This window comes from Acinetobacter sp. CIP 101934 (assembly GCF_000369585.1).
In the GTDB taxonomy this organism is placed as follows: Bacteria; Pseudomonadota; Gammaproteobacteria; order Pseudomonadales; family Moraxellaceae; genus Acinetobacter; species Acinetobacter schindleri.
Map to the genome: position 1 here is coordinate 344,589 of NZ_KB850094.1, position 17,998 is coordinate 362,586.

The 17,998-nt window shown below is 43.3% G+C and carries 12 protein-coding genes; 6 read left to right on the forward strand and 6 right to left on the reverse strand.

All coding sequences use genetic code 11. From position 1 onward, the window contains the following. Positions 1–11: 11 nt before the first annotated feature. The 3 genes from F899_RS02125 to msuE form a co-directional block, all read right to left on the reverse strand. A complete protein-coding gene (locus F899_RS02125; RefSeq protein WP_005220605.1) occupies positions 12–632 on the reverse strand; it encodes a riboflavin synthase in 621 nt (206 codons plus the stop codon). A 160-nt stretch (positions 633–792) separates the two neighbouring features. Next, positions 793–1,905 (reverse strand): dimethylsulfone monooxygenase SfnG, encoded by a 1,113-nt coding sequence (sfnG, locus tag F899_RS02130; RefSeq protein WP_005220607.1) that lies wholly within the window; start codon positions 1,903–1,905, stop codon positions 793–795. Between the two features lie 28 nt (positions 1,906–1,933). Then, on the reverse strand, positions 1,934–2,668 hold the full coding sequence (msuE, locus tag F899_RS02135) for an FMN reductase (RefSeq protein WP_004890705.1): 735 nt from the start codon (positions 2,666–2,668) through the stop codon (positions 1,934–1,936). Positions 2,669–3,042: 374 nt separating this feature from the next. Between msuE and F899_RS02140 the strand changes: the two genes are divergently transcribed. Next, a complete protein-coding gene (locus tag F899_RS02140; protein ID WP_004813697.1) occupies positions 3,043–3,693 on the forward strand; it encodes a response regulator in 651 nt (216 codons plus the stop codon). A 63-nt stretch (positions 3,694–3,756) separates the two neighbouring features. Here F899_RS02140 and F899_RS02145 read toward each other — a convergent pair whose 3' ends face one another. Beyond that, positions 3,757–4,518 carry a hypothetical protein gene (locus tag F899_RS02145; protein ID WP_005220609.1) on the reverse strand — a complete coding sequence of 254 codons (762 nt, stop codon included), beginning with the start codon at positions 4,516–4,518 and terminating at the stop codon, positions 3,757–3,759. Between the two features lie 414 nt (positions 4,519–4,932). Further along, positions 4,933–8,424 (reverse strand): hybrid sensor histidine kinase/response regulator, encoded by a 3,492-nt coding sequence (locus F899_RS02150; protein WP_005220611.1) that lies wholly within the window; start codon positions 8,422–8,424, stop codon positions 4,933–4,935. A 184-nt stretch (positions 8,425–8,608) separates the two neighbouring features. Between F899_RS02150 and F899_RS02155 the strand changes: the two genes are divergently transcribed. From F899_RS02155 to F899_RS02170, 4 genes are all read left to right on the forward strand, one after another. Next, positions 8,609–8,941: a DUF485 domain-containing protein gene (locus F899_RS02155; RefSeq protein WP_005220613.1), complete on the forward strand. Its 333-nt coding sequence runs from the start codon at positions 8,609–8,611 to the stop codon at positions 8,939–8,941. A 1-nt stretch (position 8,942) separates the two neighbouring features. Then, positions 8,943–10,652 carry a cation acetate symporter gene (locus F899_RS02160; protein ID WP_005220615.1) on the forward strand — a complete coding sequence of 570 codons (1,710 nt, stop codon included), beginning with the start codon at positions 8,943–8,945 and terminating at the stop codon, positions 10,650–10,652. A 328-nt stretch (positions 10,653–10,980) separates the two neighbouring features. After that, positions 10,981–12,942 carry a BCCT family transporter gene (locus F899_RS02165; protein ID WP_005220617.1) on the forward strand — a complete coding sequence of 654 codons (1,962 nt, stop codon included), beginning with the start codon at positions 10,981–10,983 and terminating at the stop codon, positions 12,940–12,942. A gap of 495 nt (positions 12,943–13,437) precedes the next feature. Then, a complete protein-coding gene (locus F899_RS02170) occupies positions 13,438–14,145 on the forward strand; it encodes an ion channel (protein ID WP_004813684.1) in 708 nt (235 codons plus the stop codon). A gap of 36 nt (positions 14,146–14,181) precedes the next feature. Here the strand turns inward: F899_RS02170 and omp33-36 are convergent, their stop codons facing one another. Continuing rightward, positions 14,182–15,102: a porin Omp33-36 gene (gene omp33-36 / locus F899_RS02175; protein ID WP_005220618.1), complete on the reverse strand. Its 921-nt coding sequence runs from the start codon at positions 15,100–15,102 to the stop codon at positions 14,182–14,184. Between the two features lie 1,129 nt (positions 15,103–16,231). On the opposite strand from omp33-36, the gene F899_RS02180 reads away from it, so the two are divergent. Continuing rightward, on the forward strand, positions 16,232–17,935 hold the full coding sequence (locus F899_RS02180; RefSeq protein WP_005220620.1) for a GGDEF domain-containing protein: 1,704 nt from the start codon (positions 16,232–16,234) through the stop codon (positions 17,933–17,935). Positions 17,936–17,998: the final 63 nt, after the last annotated feature.

Here is a 17,998-nt window from a genome sequence, read left to right on the forward strand (position 1 = left end):
CTCTGAAGGTATTAGCCTTTGGCGAGATGGATATTTTCCAGCGTATCTACCAGAGTTCGGGTCATCTGGTCAATTTCATAATTCACTTCATCACCAACCTGAACAGATTTCCAAGTCGTTAGGCGTAGGGTTTCTGGAATCAGGTCAATCGAAATCTCACTTTTGACACGATCGACACGGTTCACCGTCAGGCTGCAGCCATTCAATCCGATAAAACCTTTCAGGAAAAAGTATTTGATATTGCCAGCTGGAATCTGTAGGTTGATATGCAGGGTTTCACCGCGACGCTCGATCTGGGTGACCTGAGCTGTGCCTTCAATATGCCCGTACAGATTATGACCGCCATTTTCCGTACCGACTTTTGCCGAACGTTCAATATTCACTTCATCACCGACTTTAAGCGATTTTAAGGTGGTGAGTTCAAGCGTGACATTAGAAATATCAAAATGAATCTGTTGCTGTTCACGGTCAATCGTGGTCACGGTCAGGCATACACCATTTACTGCGACACTGGCACCAATAAATACATCTGCAAAGAAACCTTGCTGATCACTGACAATGATCGTAATAAAGCCATCGCCTTTGCGAATTTCGACGACCTTTTCCAGGCCTTGGACAATACCGGTATACATAGTTAAAACATCTATTCTTGCAATTGCATCACATTGTAGGGAGGAATACAGAATCCGGCTAGCGTTGTACTGTACTGCCTGGTTTTCTGCCCAGATAAAAAAATCCCCTAAGCCGAGCCTTAGGGGAGTGAATGGAAAGCGCTGAGATTTGTTGGAATACTTATACGAGCTCAGCGTCTTCTTGTTGCACAGCCGTTGCCTGTTGTGCTTCAAGTTCACGGACCAAAGGCAAGACCTTTTGGCCAAAATATTCAACTTCTTCAATAAAGTGCAGGAAGCCAGACAGAATTAGGTCCACACCGACTTTTTTCAGTTCGATGATGCGTTCAGCAATTTGCTGCGGTGTACCAATCAGGTTGGTACGGAAGCCGTCATTGTATTGAACCAGATCTTCAAAAGTAGACTTGGCCCAGTTACCTTCACCTTCTGCGGTTGCTGCACCTGCTTCCCGCGTTGCATCACTAAAAGATTTCACAGCCTGGACATTGGCCTTAGCAATGATTTCCTGCAGTACAGCTTGTGCTTCTTCCTCAGTATCACGCGCAATAACGAAGGCATTCACACCGATTTTCACCTGGTGATTGTTGGCTTTGGCCTTTTCCCGGATATCATCAATCTGTTTTTTCAGTTCTTCAGGTGTGTTGCCATTGGTGAAGTACCAGTCGGATACACGTGAAGCCATATCGCGTGCAGCGCGGGAGCTGCCTCCCTGGAAAATTTCAATATGCGGTTTTTGTAGCGGTTTTGGACTCAAGCTATAGTCATTAAATTGGTAGTACTTGCCATTAAAACTGAAATGATTTTGAGTCCAGACACCTTTCAAACTGCGAATAAACTCTTCTGAACGGGCATAGCGCTGATCATGCTCCGGCCATTCTTCACCAATCGCATCAAACTCACCGCGGAACCAGCCACTGACCACATTAATTGCAATACGGCCATTGGTCAGGTGATCGATGGTTGCCAGCTGTTTAGCTGCTAGTGCTGGCTTCCATGGACCCGGTAGAATCGCTGCAATCACTTTCAAACGTTCAGTCTTGGCCAGAATACCGTGGCTAAAACTGACTGATTCATGCTGGTTTTCTGCATTATAGCCCGCAGTAAAACGGATCTGGGTCAGGGCATAGTCAAAACCAGCCTTTTCCGCTGTCTGTGCCAGACGTACATTATAGTCATAGCTCCAGTCGGTGCGCTGCTCGATGTTACTCACCACCAGACCACCGCTCACATTTGGAACCCAATATGCAAAAGTAATATGTTTATTATTTGACATCCTTCTCACCCTCTAAAGAAGTTATTCATTAAGCAACTTGAGTTTTTGGTGCTTTTTTGCTGTGTAAGCGGGACTCTGCTGCATCCAGGCTAGGCACTGCTGCTGAAGGCAGTACTTCTTCCTGTTCGATCTGTTTATTGATGCCCAGGTTCTGGTTGGCTTGTTGAGACTTTTCTTTAATCACTTCAGCACGTTGACCTTTGGCTGGTGCCCATTCCAGGATTGGTAACGCACGTGCGACAGCCAGTGTGATACGTGCGCGAAGCAGTTCGCTGTGAATGGTATATTCAGGTGTGAAGTCACGATCCGTTGCGTACACACCAATTGGTAATGTTTGTGCCTGAAAGAAGCTGAATAATGGACGTAATTGATGTTCAAGCACCAGTGCATGACGGTCACTGCCACCGGATGCTGCTAACAGGACAGGAACATCCACCAGTGCCGTTTGCTCTACAAAGTCAAAGAAGTGTTTGAACAGGCCAGTGAAAGAGGCACGGTAAACTGGAGTACCGACAATCAGTGCATCCGCTGCTTCTACAGCTGCCAAATCATCCTGAACGCGTTGCGGTAACTGGTTACGGTAGATTGCGCCACCCAGTAACTGACCAATTTCACTGAATTTAATGAAATGTACATTGATAGGTGTGGCTTCACCCAGCTCATCAATAATCGCTTGTACCAGCGCTTCAGTTTTAGAAGGATGATTTAAACCGCCAGAAACGGCAACGATATTGAGCGGCTTTTGTAGATCTTGATTTGACATTTTGGAACCTAAAAACGGGTTAGTCTCGGAATGAGCCTATTAATCCAAAATGCGCTCATGGGTGTAAAATAAGGAAAAGCTGAAAAGTTATCTAAATTTGAGATATAACTAAAATATTTGCTTTTTGGAAAGCCAATCGCAACTAATACATTGATATTTTGACTTATATTGAATAAGAATAAGAATTCTAGTCAGCTAATAATGCATATACAAAAAAATGATGAGAATTAAATAATTAGTGAAATACCGATATTTTAGAATTTATGTAACGAAACTGGATATTATTTTTAAAAATTGTACAGTCTTGCATATCGCTGACCTACCGACTACAGGTAGAATATAAGCTACCGTGCACAAGATCTCTCTCACGTCCTATGAATATTTTAATCGTTGATGATCATCCACTGTTTCGTCATGCTTTAATTCAAGCCGTTCGTTATAGCTTACCGCAAGCACAAATTCATGAAACTGCAGCAGTCAATGAATTTTATGAACGCCTGGAAAATGGTCCTGAACCTGATCTTGTGCTGCTGGATCTGAATTTACCGGGTGCTTCCGGCTTTTCTGCATTGGTGCATGTCCGTGCCCAATATCCTTCGCTTCCAATTATTGTGGTATCGGCTCACGAAGAAGTTAGCATCATTCAACGTGCTATTGCACATGGTGCGATGGGTTATATTCCAAAATCAGCACATCCAAGCCATATTGGTGAAGCGATTCGTGAAGTACTGGAAGGCGAAATCTGGTTACCGCCAAATCTCCCAGCCAACATGAACTTTGATCCGCGTGCGGCTGATGAAACTGCACTGGCTGAACGTATTCAGTCTTTGACCCCACAACAGTTCCGCGTATTGATGATGGTGGCAGAAGGTTTGCTGAACAAGCAGATTGCTTATGAACTGGATGTATCGGAAGCAACCATTAAAGCCCACGTGACGGCGATCTTCCGTAAGCTTGGCGTACAGAACCGTACCCAGGCTGTCTTGGCGATCAATGCGCTGAATATTGAAGAAAAGAAAATTTAAGCTTTTCGAAGCGCCAAAAAAGACCTCCGCAGAGGTCTTTTTTTATGGTCTGAATATCTGCTTTTAGGCAATACAGTCCTGTTTTGGCGTAAGGTCCGCACAGAACAGCGGGTTCAAGGCACATTGCAGTTCATCAATCTGTTCCTGAGTCACATAGCCTTTTGACATCAGGTATTCAGCAACACGGTCGTCACGCAGACTTAGAAAAGCTGCATCATACACACCCAGGTCGACAAACAGCGCAGCCGTTTCCAGGCTGTTAAAGCGATCCAGGTAAACATCATTGCCATACATCAGGAAAATATGATCCTGTTCTGACTTTGGATCGACGCGTAGGCGCTCTGCCAGCTCGATTGGTGAGGTTTTAATAAAGAGCAGCTCAGAAAGTTCATCAAACTGTGAGGTGTCCAGCTGGTCATCACCAGTTTTAACCTTGGCCAGCCATGCTTTAAATACCAGTACCGCACCACCGCGCAATAACATGCTCCAGATCTGATGACGGGTATCTTCACTTAAATCTGCAGCTTCGGTTTCCAGAGACTGAATCAGCTTCGATTCCTGCTCTGCCAGACGCTCGAACAGCCCCAGACCTTGCGGTTTATAGGCAAAAGGCTCAAACACATCAAAGTGCAGCTCATCAAATACCTGTAGGGCGAGAGGAACTGCAGATTGATACAGGGTTTCTAGCGCTTCAATTTGAGCAGGATCAAGTTTGCTGTACTTAAACAGATTATTCCAGTCGATTGCCGGCAGCATGGCATTGGCACCGTATTGACGATGAAACTGTCGGCTCTGATTGATCTCAGTAATAGCGTCTAAGCTCATGATTAGTCATCCTTTATGCAGTAATAAATGATCAGCTGACATGCGGATGAAGAATATAGGCATGAATAGATACTGATCGTTTCTAAGTCATATTTTTAGAGCGAAATAGGGGCATGAAAAAATACGACTAAAGTTCAAACAATCAAGTTAATCCTATATTAGTTTATATAAAATAATAACTTACAATATTGTAACCAAGTACACACAGGTTCACGTCAGGAATGGTGAAGTTTTGCCATAGCGATTTTTAAAATGATGTTTTTGGTCAATTGATGTAAGGATTTTTAGCCTGATTCTGATATTTTTGGCACATACGCTTAAAAATCATGCAAATATTGAAATTTTTTGTGACATTTAATATAAAAAGTGCCTGCTTTAAACGGTAAAACAGGCACTTATCGAAACCATAATCACTTAACTGTCTGAGATTTTTAAACCCGATAACCATGAACGTAATGAAGCAGGTTTCAGCGGTTTTTTCAGCAGCACAATATTCAGTTCCTTAAGCTGCTGTGGCAGTTCAGGATCAGAATCCGCAGTGATCAAGGCAACCGGTACATTTGGCTTACGATTATCTACGATAAAGTCCAGGCCGCGTTGGTCATGATTCAAATGCTGATCCACCAGCCAGACCTGAATATTTTCCTGTTCAATCATCTCCTGTGCCTGTTTAGGCTCTGTAGCTTTAAATACCTGATATCCCCATTTGGTCAGCAAGGTCGACATACCTTCCAGAATGGTTTCATCATTGTCCAGACACAGCACTTTAAAGGCTTTGGATTTCAACGGTACTGCCTGCACTGGAGCCGCCACGACTTTTGGTGCCTCAGTGAGCGGTACTTCAATCATGAAGCAGGAGCCTTTGCCATATTCAGAGTAGACGTGTACCGGATAGTCCAGCATGCTGGTCATACGCTGCACAATCGCCAGACCCAGCCCCAAACCTTGTTCACCCCACGGAGAGGTATGACCACAGCGCTCAAATTCCTGGAACAGCTTGATCCGCTGTTCTTCGGCAATACCCGGTCCGGTATCCCATACGCCAATACGGATATGATTCGGTTTGCTGCTGGAGCGCAGTACACCCACAATCACTTTGCCGCTAGCGGTATAACGGAGCGCATTGCTGACAAAGTTCTGGATAATCCGGCGAATCCATTGTGGATCAGTATCAATCCAGAACTGCGCATCATGCACACTGAACTTGATGCCACGCTGGGCTGCAATCGACTTGAATTGCAATTCCAGATCACTGAGCAGATCATGCAATGGATAAGCTTGACGCTTCGGCTGAATCGTTCCACCTTCCAGACGGGCAATATCCAGCAGGGCAGAAAGCATGCTTTCTGCACCATACAAGGCACGGTCCAGCTGCTGTAAGGTCTTGCGATCTTCTTCGCTTTGCACACTTTGTTCCAGTGCCGTACTGAACAGACGTGCTGCATGCATCGGCTGTAACAGGTCATGACTGGCTGCTGCAATAAAGCGGCTTTTGGACATATTCGCCTTGTCTGCCTGTTCACGAGCCAATTGCTGTTCGGACAAGGCATCCGCAAGCTGCTGGGTACGATCACGCACACGTGCTTCCAGTACGGCTTCATTTTCACGGAAGGCGGTAATATCCGCAAAGGTCGTAACAAAACCACCGCCTTCAATCGGATTACCACGCATCTGAATCACACGGCCATCTTTACGGATCCGCTCGAATTCATGTGCACTACCAACCTGCATCCAGTGAATCCGTTTACGCACATGTTCTTCGACCGAACCCGGCCCACATTCACCGCGCTCGGCGTTATAACGAATCAGGTCAGCGATAGGGCAACCAACATAGACAATATCTTTTGGATAATCAAACAGCTTCAGATACTGATTGTTCCAGGCCACCAGACACATGTTTTCATCGACGACACTGACACCTTGGGTCATATGGTCGATCATGGTCATGATTAGGTTCTGGTTAAAGCGCTGCCACTGGGAAGCTTGGTCAAGAATGTTGGCAACCTGACCAAGAGCCAGACCGTTATTTACCATCGCAGTGGTCAATAAGGTACGCGCTGAGGCAGCACCGATCGTGCCAGCCAGATATTGCTCGGTAAAGCGCCACCACATGCCATTGGCACTGCTATTTTCATTCAGCTCGACATTATTCTGGGTACAGAATTGCTTGAATGCACGCGTGGTGGGTTCTTCACCGGTAATGCGTTTGGCCAGCGTAATCAGGTCACCGACTTTTAAACGGGCCACATCCTGATGAGAATAGCTCACTTCAGTAGTTGGACTCTGTGAAGGCAGGGGTTTGGTTTCATAGTAGAAGAAACTTTCCGCCTGAATCTGCTCTGCCACACTTGGACGGAAGATGCGTGACACCCAAATGTAAAGCAGTAAATTGAGACCGAGTGACCACACCACACCATGAGTCAAGGAATCAAAGGATTCAAAACCCAGTAATGCTTCAGGACGAAGCCAGTTGAGTGCCAATGGACCATAATTGAGAAAGTCGTGGCTAAACTGCTGATATGTTTCGGGCAGGCTACGCAGAATGGTCGGGAACAGTAAGGTATAAGCCCACAAAGCAAAACCGGTCAGCAAGCCGGCATAGACACCCTGTTTACTGCCACCCCGCCAGTACAGACCACCAATTAGGGCAGGGGCAAACTGTGCCACCGCACTAAAGGCCAGCAGACCGAAGATAGAAAGCTGATCAATATCATTAAAGAAATTGAAGAACAGGAAGCCCATCAGCATTACAGCTAAGATAGAGATGCGTCGGGTAAATTTCAGTACCAGTGGCAGACGTTTGTCATGGCGTGAAATCAGGTTAAAACGCCACAGCGCCGGCATGATCAAGTCATTACTCAGCATGATCGATAGGGCAACGGAAGACACCAATAACATCCCGGTGGATGCCGAGAATCCTCCGAGGAAGGCTAATAGCGTCAGCCAGTCCTGATTATAGCTTAGAGGCAAAGACAGGACTGCTACGTCTGGAATCGCCAGATAATGTGGTGCCGCATGCAATGCCCAACTGGCAATTGGAATGATCGCGATGGTAGTCAGAATCAGATAAACTGCAAACCAGCGGCGGGCGCCACGGATATGCTTTTCATCGCGCAGTTCGACCACGGCCACGTGGAACTGACGCGGCAAACAGATAATCGCCAATGCCGCGAGTAGGGTTTGTACCCAGAAACTTTCTGGTACGCCAAACAGCTGCACTTCATGGAAGGTGGTTTTGATATCACCCGTAATCTGCGACAAATTTTCTGGTGCAGCAAACATGAAGAAACCAGCAACTGCCAGTAATGCAAACAGCTTAACGAAAGATTCGAAGGCGACTGCCAGCATCAGACCGCCATGCTGTTCGGTATTGGCAATCTGTCGCGTACCGAAAATCATGGCCAGGATAGCCAGAACTCCAGTCAGGAACAGTACACTATTGGTGGTGCTGGCGATGCCTGCTGAAGGCTCCAGAATCACGGATGCACTTAGGGCAATCGCACGCAATTGCAAGGCCAGATAGGGAATAATCGCAATGACTGCCAGAATGGTGACCAGTGAAGCCAGTGGTCCACTTTTACCATAACGTGCCGCGACAAAATCCGCGATCGAGGAAATGGCATGGTGCTGACGTACTCGTCCCAACCGGCGCCAGATGTCATAACCAATCGCGACAAAGAGCAGCGGGCCGAGGTAGATGGGCAGGAAAATAATCCCTTCACGTACTGCAGCACCTGTTGCTCCGTAAAAGGTCCAGGAAGAACAGTAGACACCTAAAGTTAAACTAAACAATAGCATGCGTCCACGAGTACTGAGACGACTGGCGTGTTTCTCCCCGAAAAATGCACAAACAAAGAGTAATGCGATATAGAGGGTGAGTACCCCTATGATGAGCCAACTGTTCATATTGCCTGAAGTGTACTGAGCATGCGGCTATGATACAGCATCATGAACGCAGGCGTTCAAATTGCTTATTTTTTAACGACCAAAGTCTAAATTACAACCACCTATGAAGCTTGTTAATTTGTACAGGTGATAATTCGAATTAAAAAATGGATGCCTAAGGTTGGGCATAGCAAGGAGAATATTTATGGATGAGAGACAAGTAGAACAGATTCTACAAAATCCCAAATTCAAGGAAATGGTCGCCAAAAAAAGTCGTCTTAGCTGGACACTTACGGCAATCATGTTGTTTGTATACGTGGGTTTCATGCTCTTGGTTGGTTATAACAAAGAATTTCTAATGAGTTCTGTTTCTGGCGGTGTGACGACTTGGGGTATACCGTTAGGTCTAGGGATTATTGTCCTGTCGTTTATCTTGTGTGGTGTGTATTCCTACATTGCCAATAACAAACTTGATCAATTGACTGAAGAAGCAATGCGTGAAGTAGAAGCAATTGCTCATGAAAAAGGACCTCATTAAGATGAAGAAATGGAATTCTCTTATCGCCCTTGCTGCAACTACAATGGCTTCAGGTATGGCAGCTGCTGGACCTGACCTAGGGGCAGCTGAACAGCAGGCAACCAACTGGCCTGCGATTATCATGTTCCTGATTTTCGTCGGGGCAACACTTTTTATTACCAAGTGGGCTGCAAAGCAAACCACCAATACCAAAGATTTTTATACTGCGGGGGGCGGGATCTCTGGTTTCCAGAATGGTCTGGCAATTGCCGGTGACTATATGTCAGCAGCATCCTTCCTGGGTATTTCCGCAATGGTATTCCTATCTGGTTTCGATGGCTTGCTGTATTCCCTGGGCTTCATGGTGGGTTGGCCGATCGTATTGTTCCTGGTAGCAGAACGTCTGCGTAACCTGGGTAAATATAACCTGTCAGATGTAGTCTCTTTCCGCTTACAGGAAAAACCGGTACGTACTTTGGCTGCATTAAGCTCCTTGGTTGTAGTAGCGTTCTACCTGATTGCACAAATGGTGGGTGCAGGTCAGCTGATCAAGCTTCTATTCGGTCTGAACTATAATATTGCAGTTGTTATTGTCGGTTTACTGATGATGGCTTACGTGATGTTCGGTGGCATGCTGGCAACCACTTGGGTACAGATCATTAAAGCAGTGATGCTGTTATCTGGTGCGACCTTCATGGCATTCATGGTCATGAAAGGCGTAGGCTTCAGCTTTACCAACATGTTCGAACAGGCGATTGGTGTCTATTCGAAAGTACATGATCTGAACCTTGCTGATGCAGCTAAAATCATGGGTCCAGGTAGCTTGGCGTCTAACCCAGTCGATGCAATCTCTCTTGGTCTTGCATTGATGTTTGGTACAGCAGGTCTGCCACACATTCTGATGCGTTTCTTCACGGTAAAAGATGCTAAAGAAGCACGTAAATCAGTGGTTGTTGCGACAGGCTTTATTGGTTATTTCTACCTGTTGACCTTCATCATTGGTTTCGGTGCGATTCTCTATGTATCGAATAACCCGCAATTCCTGGATATTGCAAAAATGGCAGTCACTGGCAAGCTAGAGCTTGTAGGTGGTAACAACATGGCGGCGGTTCACCTTGCAGATGCAGTGGGTGGCGACCTGTTCATGGGCTTCATTTCTGCAGTTGCGTTCGCAACGATTCTTGCGGTAGTCGCGGGTCTGACCCTATCAGGTGCCTCTGCGATTTCACATGACCTGTATGCCAACGTATTGAAGAAAGGTCAAACCACGCCTGAATCTGAACTGCGTATGTCTAAGATCGCGACGCTTGGTCTTGCAATCTTCGCGATGATTCTGGGTATTCTGTTCGAAAAGCAAAACGTTGCCTTCATGGTCGGTTTGGCATTCTCGGTTGCGGCATGTGCCAACTTCCCGGTACTGGTTCTGTCGATGTTCTGGAAAGGCTTGACCACTCGTGGTGCGGTGATTGGCGGTATCGTTGGTCTGGTAACTGCAGTGGTACTGATCGTACTGTCTAAAGCAGTTTGGGTAGACACGCTGGGTATTGCAGAAACTGCAGTGAACCCATTCAATGGTCCAGCAATCTTTGCAATGCCATTGTCGTTCTTCTGCTGCTGGTTGTTCTCTGTGACGGATAATTCGGCTCAGGCTCAAGCAGAACGCAAAGCTTTCGATGCACAGTTTGTACGTTCACAAACAGGTATCGGTATCTCAGGTGCCTCTGATCACTAAGATGATTTGATCACCTATAAAAAAAGTCCCGCAAGGGACTTTTTTTATTGCCTGTAGATACCAACGCTCATGAAGAAGTTCATTTTTTTGTTCCTTTATTGCATAGCTGGATTTTTAGATTTTGGCAAAAATAGAAGATCAAGTCTTTTCTATGACATGTTACGAGAAGGACACAGGAGTACAACCAAGCGAATAAGAACAATAACTTATCATATTGCTTAGGTTTCGATATGTGATCGAAATACATTTTTTTATTCAAGTTTTCTTTTTGAGTAATGTATGTGGGACCGATTTGGTCTGATTAATAAAAAGCAAAAATGGAGTGGATATGTCTTCCAGAACCACATCCTGGTATTCCAATGTGAATCCTCGTGTGTTTTTAACAACTGTCATCATCATTGGACTATTTCTTTTAATGGTGGTCCTGGCACCTAATTCGTTTGAACTGATGACGCAGCAACTGAACCAGTGGGTGACGACCTCTTTTAGCTGGTTCTATGTACTCTCTGTTGCAATTTTTCTGATTCTGCTGATTTTTGTTGCATTATCGGACATGGGCAAGATTAAGCTTGGTCCGGACCATAGCACGCCGGATTATAACAATGCCTCTTGGTTTGCCATGCTGTTCACGGCTGGCATGGGCATTGGGCTGATGTTCTTCGGTGTTGCTGAACCGGTAATGCACTATGTCACTCCGCCATCGGGTGAACCTGAAACTATTCAGGCGGCACAGCAGGCCATGCGTGTGACCTTCTTTCACTGGGGACTCCATGCCTGGGCGATCTATACACTGGTCGGATTATCCTTGGCTTATTTTGCCTATCGGCATCAGCTGCCCTTGAAAATACGATCTGCACTTTATCCTTTAATTGGCAAGCGAATTTACGGCCCGATCGGGGATGGTGTCGATATCTTCGCAACGATTGGAACCGTATTTGGTGTCGCCACCACTTTGGGTTTCGGAGTAACACAGATCAATTCTGGTCTGAACTATCTGTTTGGCATTGAGCAAAGTACTGGAGTACAAGTCATCCTGATTATTATTGTCAGTGCGATGGCTTCACTCTCGGTATTTTTTGGTCTGGATAAAGGGATTAAGCGCCTATCCGAACTGAATCTGGTTTTGGCTTTGGGACTATTACTTTTTGTCTTTCTGGCAGGACCGACTATTTATCTGCTGCAAACGACTATTCAAAACGTCGGACAGTATGTGTCTGGTCTATTCAGTATGACCTTTAATCTGTATGCCTATCAGCCTAATGGCTGGATTGGCGGATGGACCATTATGTACTGGGCCTGGTGGATTTCCTGGTCACCATTTGTCGGGATGTTCATTGCCCGGGTATCTCGAGGTCGAACCGTTCGCGAATTTATCGTGGGTGTTTTACTGATTCCAACCGGCTTTACCCTGATCTGGATGGGCTTTATGGGCAATGCTGCGCTTTACAGCATTTTGCATGAAGCGAATATTAACCTGATGCAGGCAGTACAGCGTGACTCATCTGTGGCACTGTTTGAATTTCTGCAGGGGATGCCTTTCTCGGCAGTGATGAGTGTAGTCGCCACATTCTTGGTGATGTTATTTTTCGTCACTTCGGCTGACTCTGGTGCACTGGTTACCGATTATCTGACTGCGAAATCTGATCAGTCTCCGACCTGGCAGCGTCTGTTCTGGACAGTGATCATGGCTTTACTGGCAATTGTGCTGTTATATGCAGGTGGCCTGGCTGCACTGCAATCGGCCACCATGTTGAGTGCTTTGCCTTTTACCTTGATCATGTTGGTGATTAGTTGGGGGCTGATCAAAGCACTGCGGCTAGAAGTCACCAAAATGCATGCATTACAAGAAGCCCGAATTACACCACGAGCAATTCATAATCCGCGTAGCTGGCAGCAGCGTTTGGGGCTCATCATGCATTATGCTCATAATGAACAGGAAGTGACAGCGTATATCCAGTCGGAAGTCAGACAGGCATTTTTAAGTATTCAGAAAGAGTTTCAACGCCGTCATCATGCCGTCATCATTGATGAAATAGAGCAGGGGCTTTGCTTACGAGTAGATCATCAGGATGAAGCGAATTTCGTTTATGCAGTGGTTGCACGCCAGATCTTACCGCCAAGTTTTATGCCATCTCAGGATGAAGATGCAGGACAATATTTTCAGGCTGAAGTCTTCCTCAATGAAGGTGGGCAAAACTATGATGTGATGGAATGGACCCGGGAAGATCTTTTGCAGGATATTTTGGATCAGTATGAACGGCATCTACACTTCTTGAGCAGGGTGCGCTAAGTGGTGCTGTCGCTTAATTAACCTAATAAACCGAATAAAAAAGGATGCATATTGTGTCCTTTTTTATTCGGTTTATCTTAAAATTTTATAACGATATAATCCCTTAACTTATTTATAAATAATAGATATCTTTCATAAGTCAAAAAATGATCGTCATCTTCATATTTAATGAATTTTGAAAGTTCCTTCTCCCTCTGGGAGAAGGTTAGGATGAGGGAGTTTCTTTTTAATGATTAAAAAATGATTTATGGAAGAGCCTTTATAAAAATTTCATTTATTCTTTAATAAAAATATAGATGATTAGCTCCTAAAAGGATGAAGTAAAAATCTATATTAATAAACTAAAAAATTAGATGTGATTTAACGATTTATATTTTTAAATGAATACATCATTTTGATACAAAGCACTGCTCTGCATATGACATGATTACATGTTAAGTTTGAGCAGATAACAATAAAACTGCAGATTGTCGTGTCATGAAGAAGAAGGATTAGATGAAGCAAGCTTTGTTAATGTGCTGGACGACCTTTAAGCGCCTGCCTTCTGCATGGCTGCTTTGTCTGCAATTCATCATTCTGATCCTGTCAGTACTGAGCTATGAATACGCACCTTATCGGGCTGCAACTTGGGTACTAGGCGTATTAGTTTTACTGGTGATCGCCAGGGTCATTCGTCAAACTCCCGTATTTACCTTACTGGGATTAAGTTTCGTTGTTGGTGCGCTATTTTTTTCATCATTGGTTTTATTCGGGATGAAACAAGTCTGGGTCTTAATTACCGCCCATGCCTTTGAAGCATGTGCTTATTTTAGTGCATCCTATGGTTTATTGCGTTATATGTTTCATGACCGTTACCTGACCAAAGATGAATTATTTGCGGCAGGCGCAGCCTTTACTTTGATGGCTTGGGGTTTCGCTTTTCTTTATAGTATCTGTCAGTTATTAGTTCCCTATAGTTTTGCTGATCCAGATCTACAAGCTTATCAGCCATGGTTAGATTTGCTGTTCTTGAGTTTTAGTGTGCAGTCCGCGACAGGATTGGCGGATACCATGCCAGTGAGTCCATTTGCCAGAATGCTCGCTATGATCCAGATGTTCTTTGGCGTGATGTATCTGGCACTGATTGTCTCTCGACTGGTGGGGCTGCAATATATTTCTCATTTACCGCATAGAAAATCAGAGCAAGAAAAAAAGGACACATAAAGTGTCCTTTTTCTGTATTCAGAATCTAATCGGAAATTAGAAACGGAATTTAGCATTTAAGCCAACAGTTTGGGTATCTGTTGCAACATCTTGATCTAGATTAGCATTTTTAGTTTCGTAGTTAGCATTAACGTAGCTAGCACCTACAGAAACTGCTGGAGTAACGAAGTAATTAACGTTTGCACCTAGAGCTTTGTCTGGAGAACCTGCATAGCTAGATTCCATATAAGAAACGCCAACGCTTAGTTTAGGGTTGAGGTAAAGCGTTGTACCTAGGTTATAAGCAGTATCTTCACCGTAAACTAAACCAGATTCAAAACCGATAGACATATTCGTACCATCGATTGCACCTACGTATTTAGTACGTGCAGTAATTGCATCTTGATCTTCGGCAATAGTTGATGACTCAAGAGCAGCTTTGGCAACACCATTGTTAAACATGTTGAAAGCATCATAAGAAGTCTGGTCAGCAACACTTGTATAACCTATTGCAACCAGGAAGTTAGAAATAGGTAATACACCCACTTCTAATGCATAACGATCGCCATTGTCATTCTTTTGGCCATCTTTACCGTCAGTAATAGTATGGCTATAAGAAGCGCTTGCATATGCTGGAACAAGTTTAGTTGGAATGTAGGCTTCACCTTTCGCACCGAAAGTATGAGAAGTTTGGTTTACGCCTTCTTCTGAAACTCGAGTATCTGCCGCTACATCGTATTCACCGTATGTATAAGCTAAAGACACGTTAGAAGCTTGGTTTAGGAATGCTGCTTCAGCTAAAGGACCTTTAGAAGCATCAACGTCCTTGAGATAGTAAGTACCTTGAACAGCACCAGTGAAGTCTTTGTCATTTACCGTATTGTCGATGTACTCTGACTGGCCTTGAACTTCAAATTGATATGCTTGAGCACCGGTCATCGCTAATAATAAAGCAGTGGCTAAACCTAGTTTTTTCATGATTATTACCGTTTTTCAAAAGGGAGGTAAAACAGGGGTTAATTGTATTGTAACAATTTATTAAGTCAATAAATCTTTTAAAATCATACAAATATGAATTTTCTAATTGTTATGTTTTTGTAAAGATTGTGAATTTATTATTCAACTGCTTAGTCTTAAAAAAATACTGATAGAACAAATAATTACCTAAATAAAAAGAAATAATATAAAACACGTGAAAATTCACATTTATAATAGGGGAGTTATTGTTTAATTTAATTCAAATGTATATAAGAATTGGAAAAACCAATTCTATAGAGTCAAACCTCTCCATATAAATGATTAAAAATGCCTAGATCACTTATTTAATTGATTCAATAATTCTTTTCTAATTCATTAAATTTATTTTTTATTTAAATTAAATCTGATTTTGTGTAAAAAACACACAAATATCAAATCCAACTAATTTAATATGCTTTACATTTTACATGAAAGTTACGATAATTAATTCATCAAGTTAGATAATGTATTTACTTAAATTCTTTATTTGACCTGATTCTCCACGAATTTTGTGTTTTATCGGCCCAGCTTTCCCCAAGGTTGGGCTTTTTTTTGCCTGAAACTTAAGTAGAGATGAGTGAAGGGGGATAAAGACTAATCAATAAGTATAAATATTAAACAAATCAAAGTATATTTTAAAAGAAATGAAAGCACCATAATGGTGCATTACCTTTAGTGAGATATTATATAAAAAATGAAATAGGTAAAAAAAACCCCAATTTTCAATGAAAATTGGGGTTTTTTAGCCAAAATTTGCGGGTAAATTAAAATATCTGCTGAGGAAAAATTTAATTCGCCCTAATGCGGTGCATTATGCACTTAATTGTTGCATGTGTAAACAGTAAACAATACGAATTTCAATTTTTTTTGAAACTATTTGATACATCTGCTGGTTATTTGCTGAAATTAAAAATTTTTACTTTAAATATAAGAACATAAATTAAGATCTATATGACTTTTGAGTTCAGTAAAGTTATATAAAAGCATTTAATATAAAGAATTTTTTTCTTTCTGAAGAAATGGATTTTTTGTATAATAATTAACATAAATCAAATACTTTATTATTAGTCTGAGGGCGTACGCTAAGACAATGAATACTCTGCGCTCTGAACAAATCAGTAAACATCTTTATTGCGCAATGTCTGTCATTATTCTATGTCTGCTGTTCATTTGCATTCCTCTCATTGTGAATAGCACTCAAAGTTACCTTAAGGCTGTGCGTACTTCTGACGAATTACATGCCTTGCAAGAAGTTGCCATTCTGGCCAATAAAATTTCCAAGGAAAGAGCCCCTGCCAATAAAGTCCTTTCCAGTACGCCTGAAGAAATTCACCAACGACAACAAGAACTCGAAATTTACCGTAAAGAAGTAGATCAGCAGTTCGAGCATACAGCAAAAGTATTACAGCAAGTGGGCTTCCCGCATTTAAGTCAACGTTTGGAAAGTGCGGTTCGACCAAGTCTGGAGCAGGGACGTTTACACATCGATAGCTATGCAAAAATTCCTTGGGAACAGCGTAATGCTCAAGCACTTGATCAGGCGATTGCTGCAATGTTTAAGGCCTGGGACAGTTGTCGCACTATCCTAAAAGGAGTAGTAATTGCTTCTAATACCACCTCTACCTCACAAAATAATTTTATTTCTCAGATTTTATTTTTATCTGACTTGAGGGATCAGGCAGGGCGTGCCGCCTCTATAATCATGGCTTATGTGACTTTCGACCAACCGATTCCTGCGGCAAACCTGACCCGTGCCATGCAACTCCAATATCGGATCCATTATCTTTGGGATTTAATCGGCACATTGCAGCCGGAAGAGGACAAGACTGAAGAATTCAACCGGTTGCATAATGCTGTCGATACGGTATTTATTCAAAAAGGCTTACCAATCGTTTCAAGTCTGGTGGAAGAGAGCATTCAGCAGGTTCCTTATCATTTGACAGGAACAGAACTCACCAATGCGATGGTTGATAAATTTGCTACCGTTGTTGACCTGCAAAGCTATTTGCTTGAGTACAGTAATCAGGTTGCAGAGCGGGAAAAATCTTCTCATTTGCAGCAATTGCTCTGGACAGTTTTACTTTCATTTGTGTCTTTAGGAGCAGCAATTGCAACGATGATTTTTGCACGTAAAAGTGTATTTCAGCCGCTGATAGAAGCGCGTCAAATTCTGTTTACGCTTTCGGAAAATGGTGATACCAAAGCTTTATCATCGAATGCCCATACTAAATCTGAATCCTTATTTACTGCCATTCAAAGGTTGCAACAGATGTTGCAGCAACGTGATGCCTTAGAATTTAGGCTTAAAAATATTGCTCATTCCGATCCTTTAACCGGACTGGCGAATCGGTTCGCCTTGGAGGAATACACTCGTTTTCTGGAATCACATCCTTCACAGTTTAGTCAGACGTGTTTGATGATTATTGATATTGATCACTTTAAGCAGGTGAACGATCAGCATGGACACATTATCGGAGATGAAGTCATTCAGTTTGTGGCGCAGTGCCTGAAGGACAATGTCCGTACTTCTGATTTACTGGTACGTTATGGCGGGGATGAGTTTCTGGTTCTGATTGAAAATATTGACTTCGATAATGCCCGTAAGATTGCCGATAAGATTCGAAGCGAAGTAGAGGATGCTTATATTTTAAGTGAAAATGGTGATCAGATTCAGGTCTCGGTCAGTGTGGGGGTGGCGATAGGTGCGCAGTCCTGGATCAGCCTGTTTACCAAAGCGGATAAGGCTTTGTTTGTGGCTAAAGGTCAAGGACGTAATGCAGTGGCTGAGGTTTAGTTCATATATTTTTAATGTCTTTTAATTTATATATCCATGTTTTTAAAATGAAAAAACGATGAA

Bases quoted from the DNA above. Each gene is read 5' to 3' on its own strand.
- F899_RS02150 (WP_005220611.1), bottom strand. From the start codon at position 8,424: ATGAACAGTTGGCTCATCATAGGGGTACTCACCCTCTATATCGCATTA.
- F899_RS02180 (WP_005220620.1), top strand. From the start codon at position 16,232: ATGAATACTCTGCGCTCTGAACAAATCAGTAAACATCTTTATTGCGCA.
- sfnG (WP_005220607.1), bottom strand. From the start codon at position 1,905: ATGTCAAATAATAAACATATTACTTTTGCATATTGGGTTCCAAATGTG.
- F899_RS02160 (WP_005220615.1), top strand. From the start codon at position 8,943: ATGAAGAAATGGAATTCTCTTATCGCCCTTGCTGCAACTACAATGGCT.
- msuE (WP_004890705.1), bottom strand. From the start codon at position 2,668: ATGTCAAATCAAGATCTACAAAAGCCGCTCAATATCGTTGCCGTTTCT.
- F899_RS02170 (WP_004813684.1), top strand. From the start codon at position 13,438: ATGAAGCAAGCTTTGTTAATGTGCTGGACGACCTTTAAGCGCCTGCCT.
- F899_RS02165 (WP_005220617.1), top strand. From the start codon at position 10,981: ATGTCTTCCAGAACCACATCCTGGTATTCCAATGTGAATCCTCGTGTG.
- omp33-36 (WP_005220618.1), bottom strand. From the start codon at position 15,102: ATGAAAAAACTAGGTTTAGCCACTGCTTTATTATTAGCGATGACCGGT.
- F899_RS02145 (WP_005220609.1), bottom strand. From the start codon at position 4,518: ATGAGCTTAGACGCTATTACTGAGATCAATCAGAGCCGACAGTTTCAT.
- F899_RS02140 (WP_004813697.1), top strand. From the start codon at position 3,043: ATGAATATTTTAATCGTTGATGATCATCCACTGTTTCGTCATGCTTTA.
- F899_RS02125 (WP_005220605.1), bottom strand. From the start codon at position 632: ATGTATACCGGTATTGTCCAAGGCCTGGAAAAGGTCGTCGAAATTCGC.
- F899_RS02155 (WP_005220613.1), top strand. From the start codon at position 8,609: ATGGATGAGAGACAAGTAGAACAGATTCTACAAAATCCCAAATTCAAG.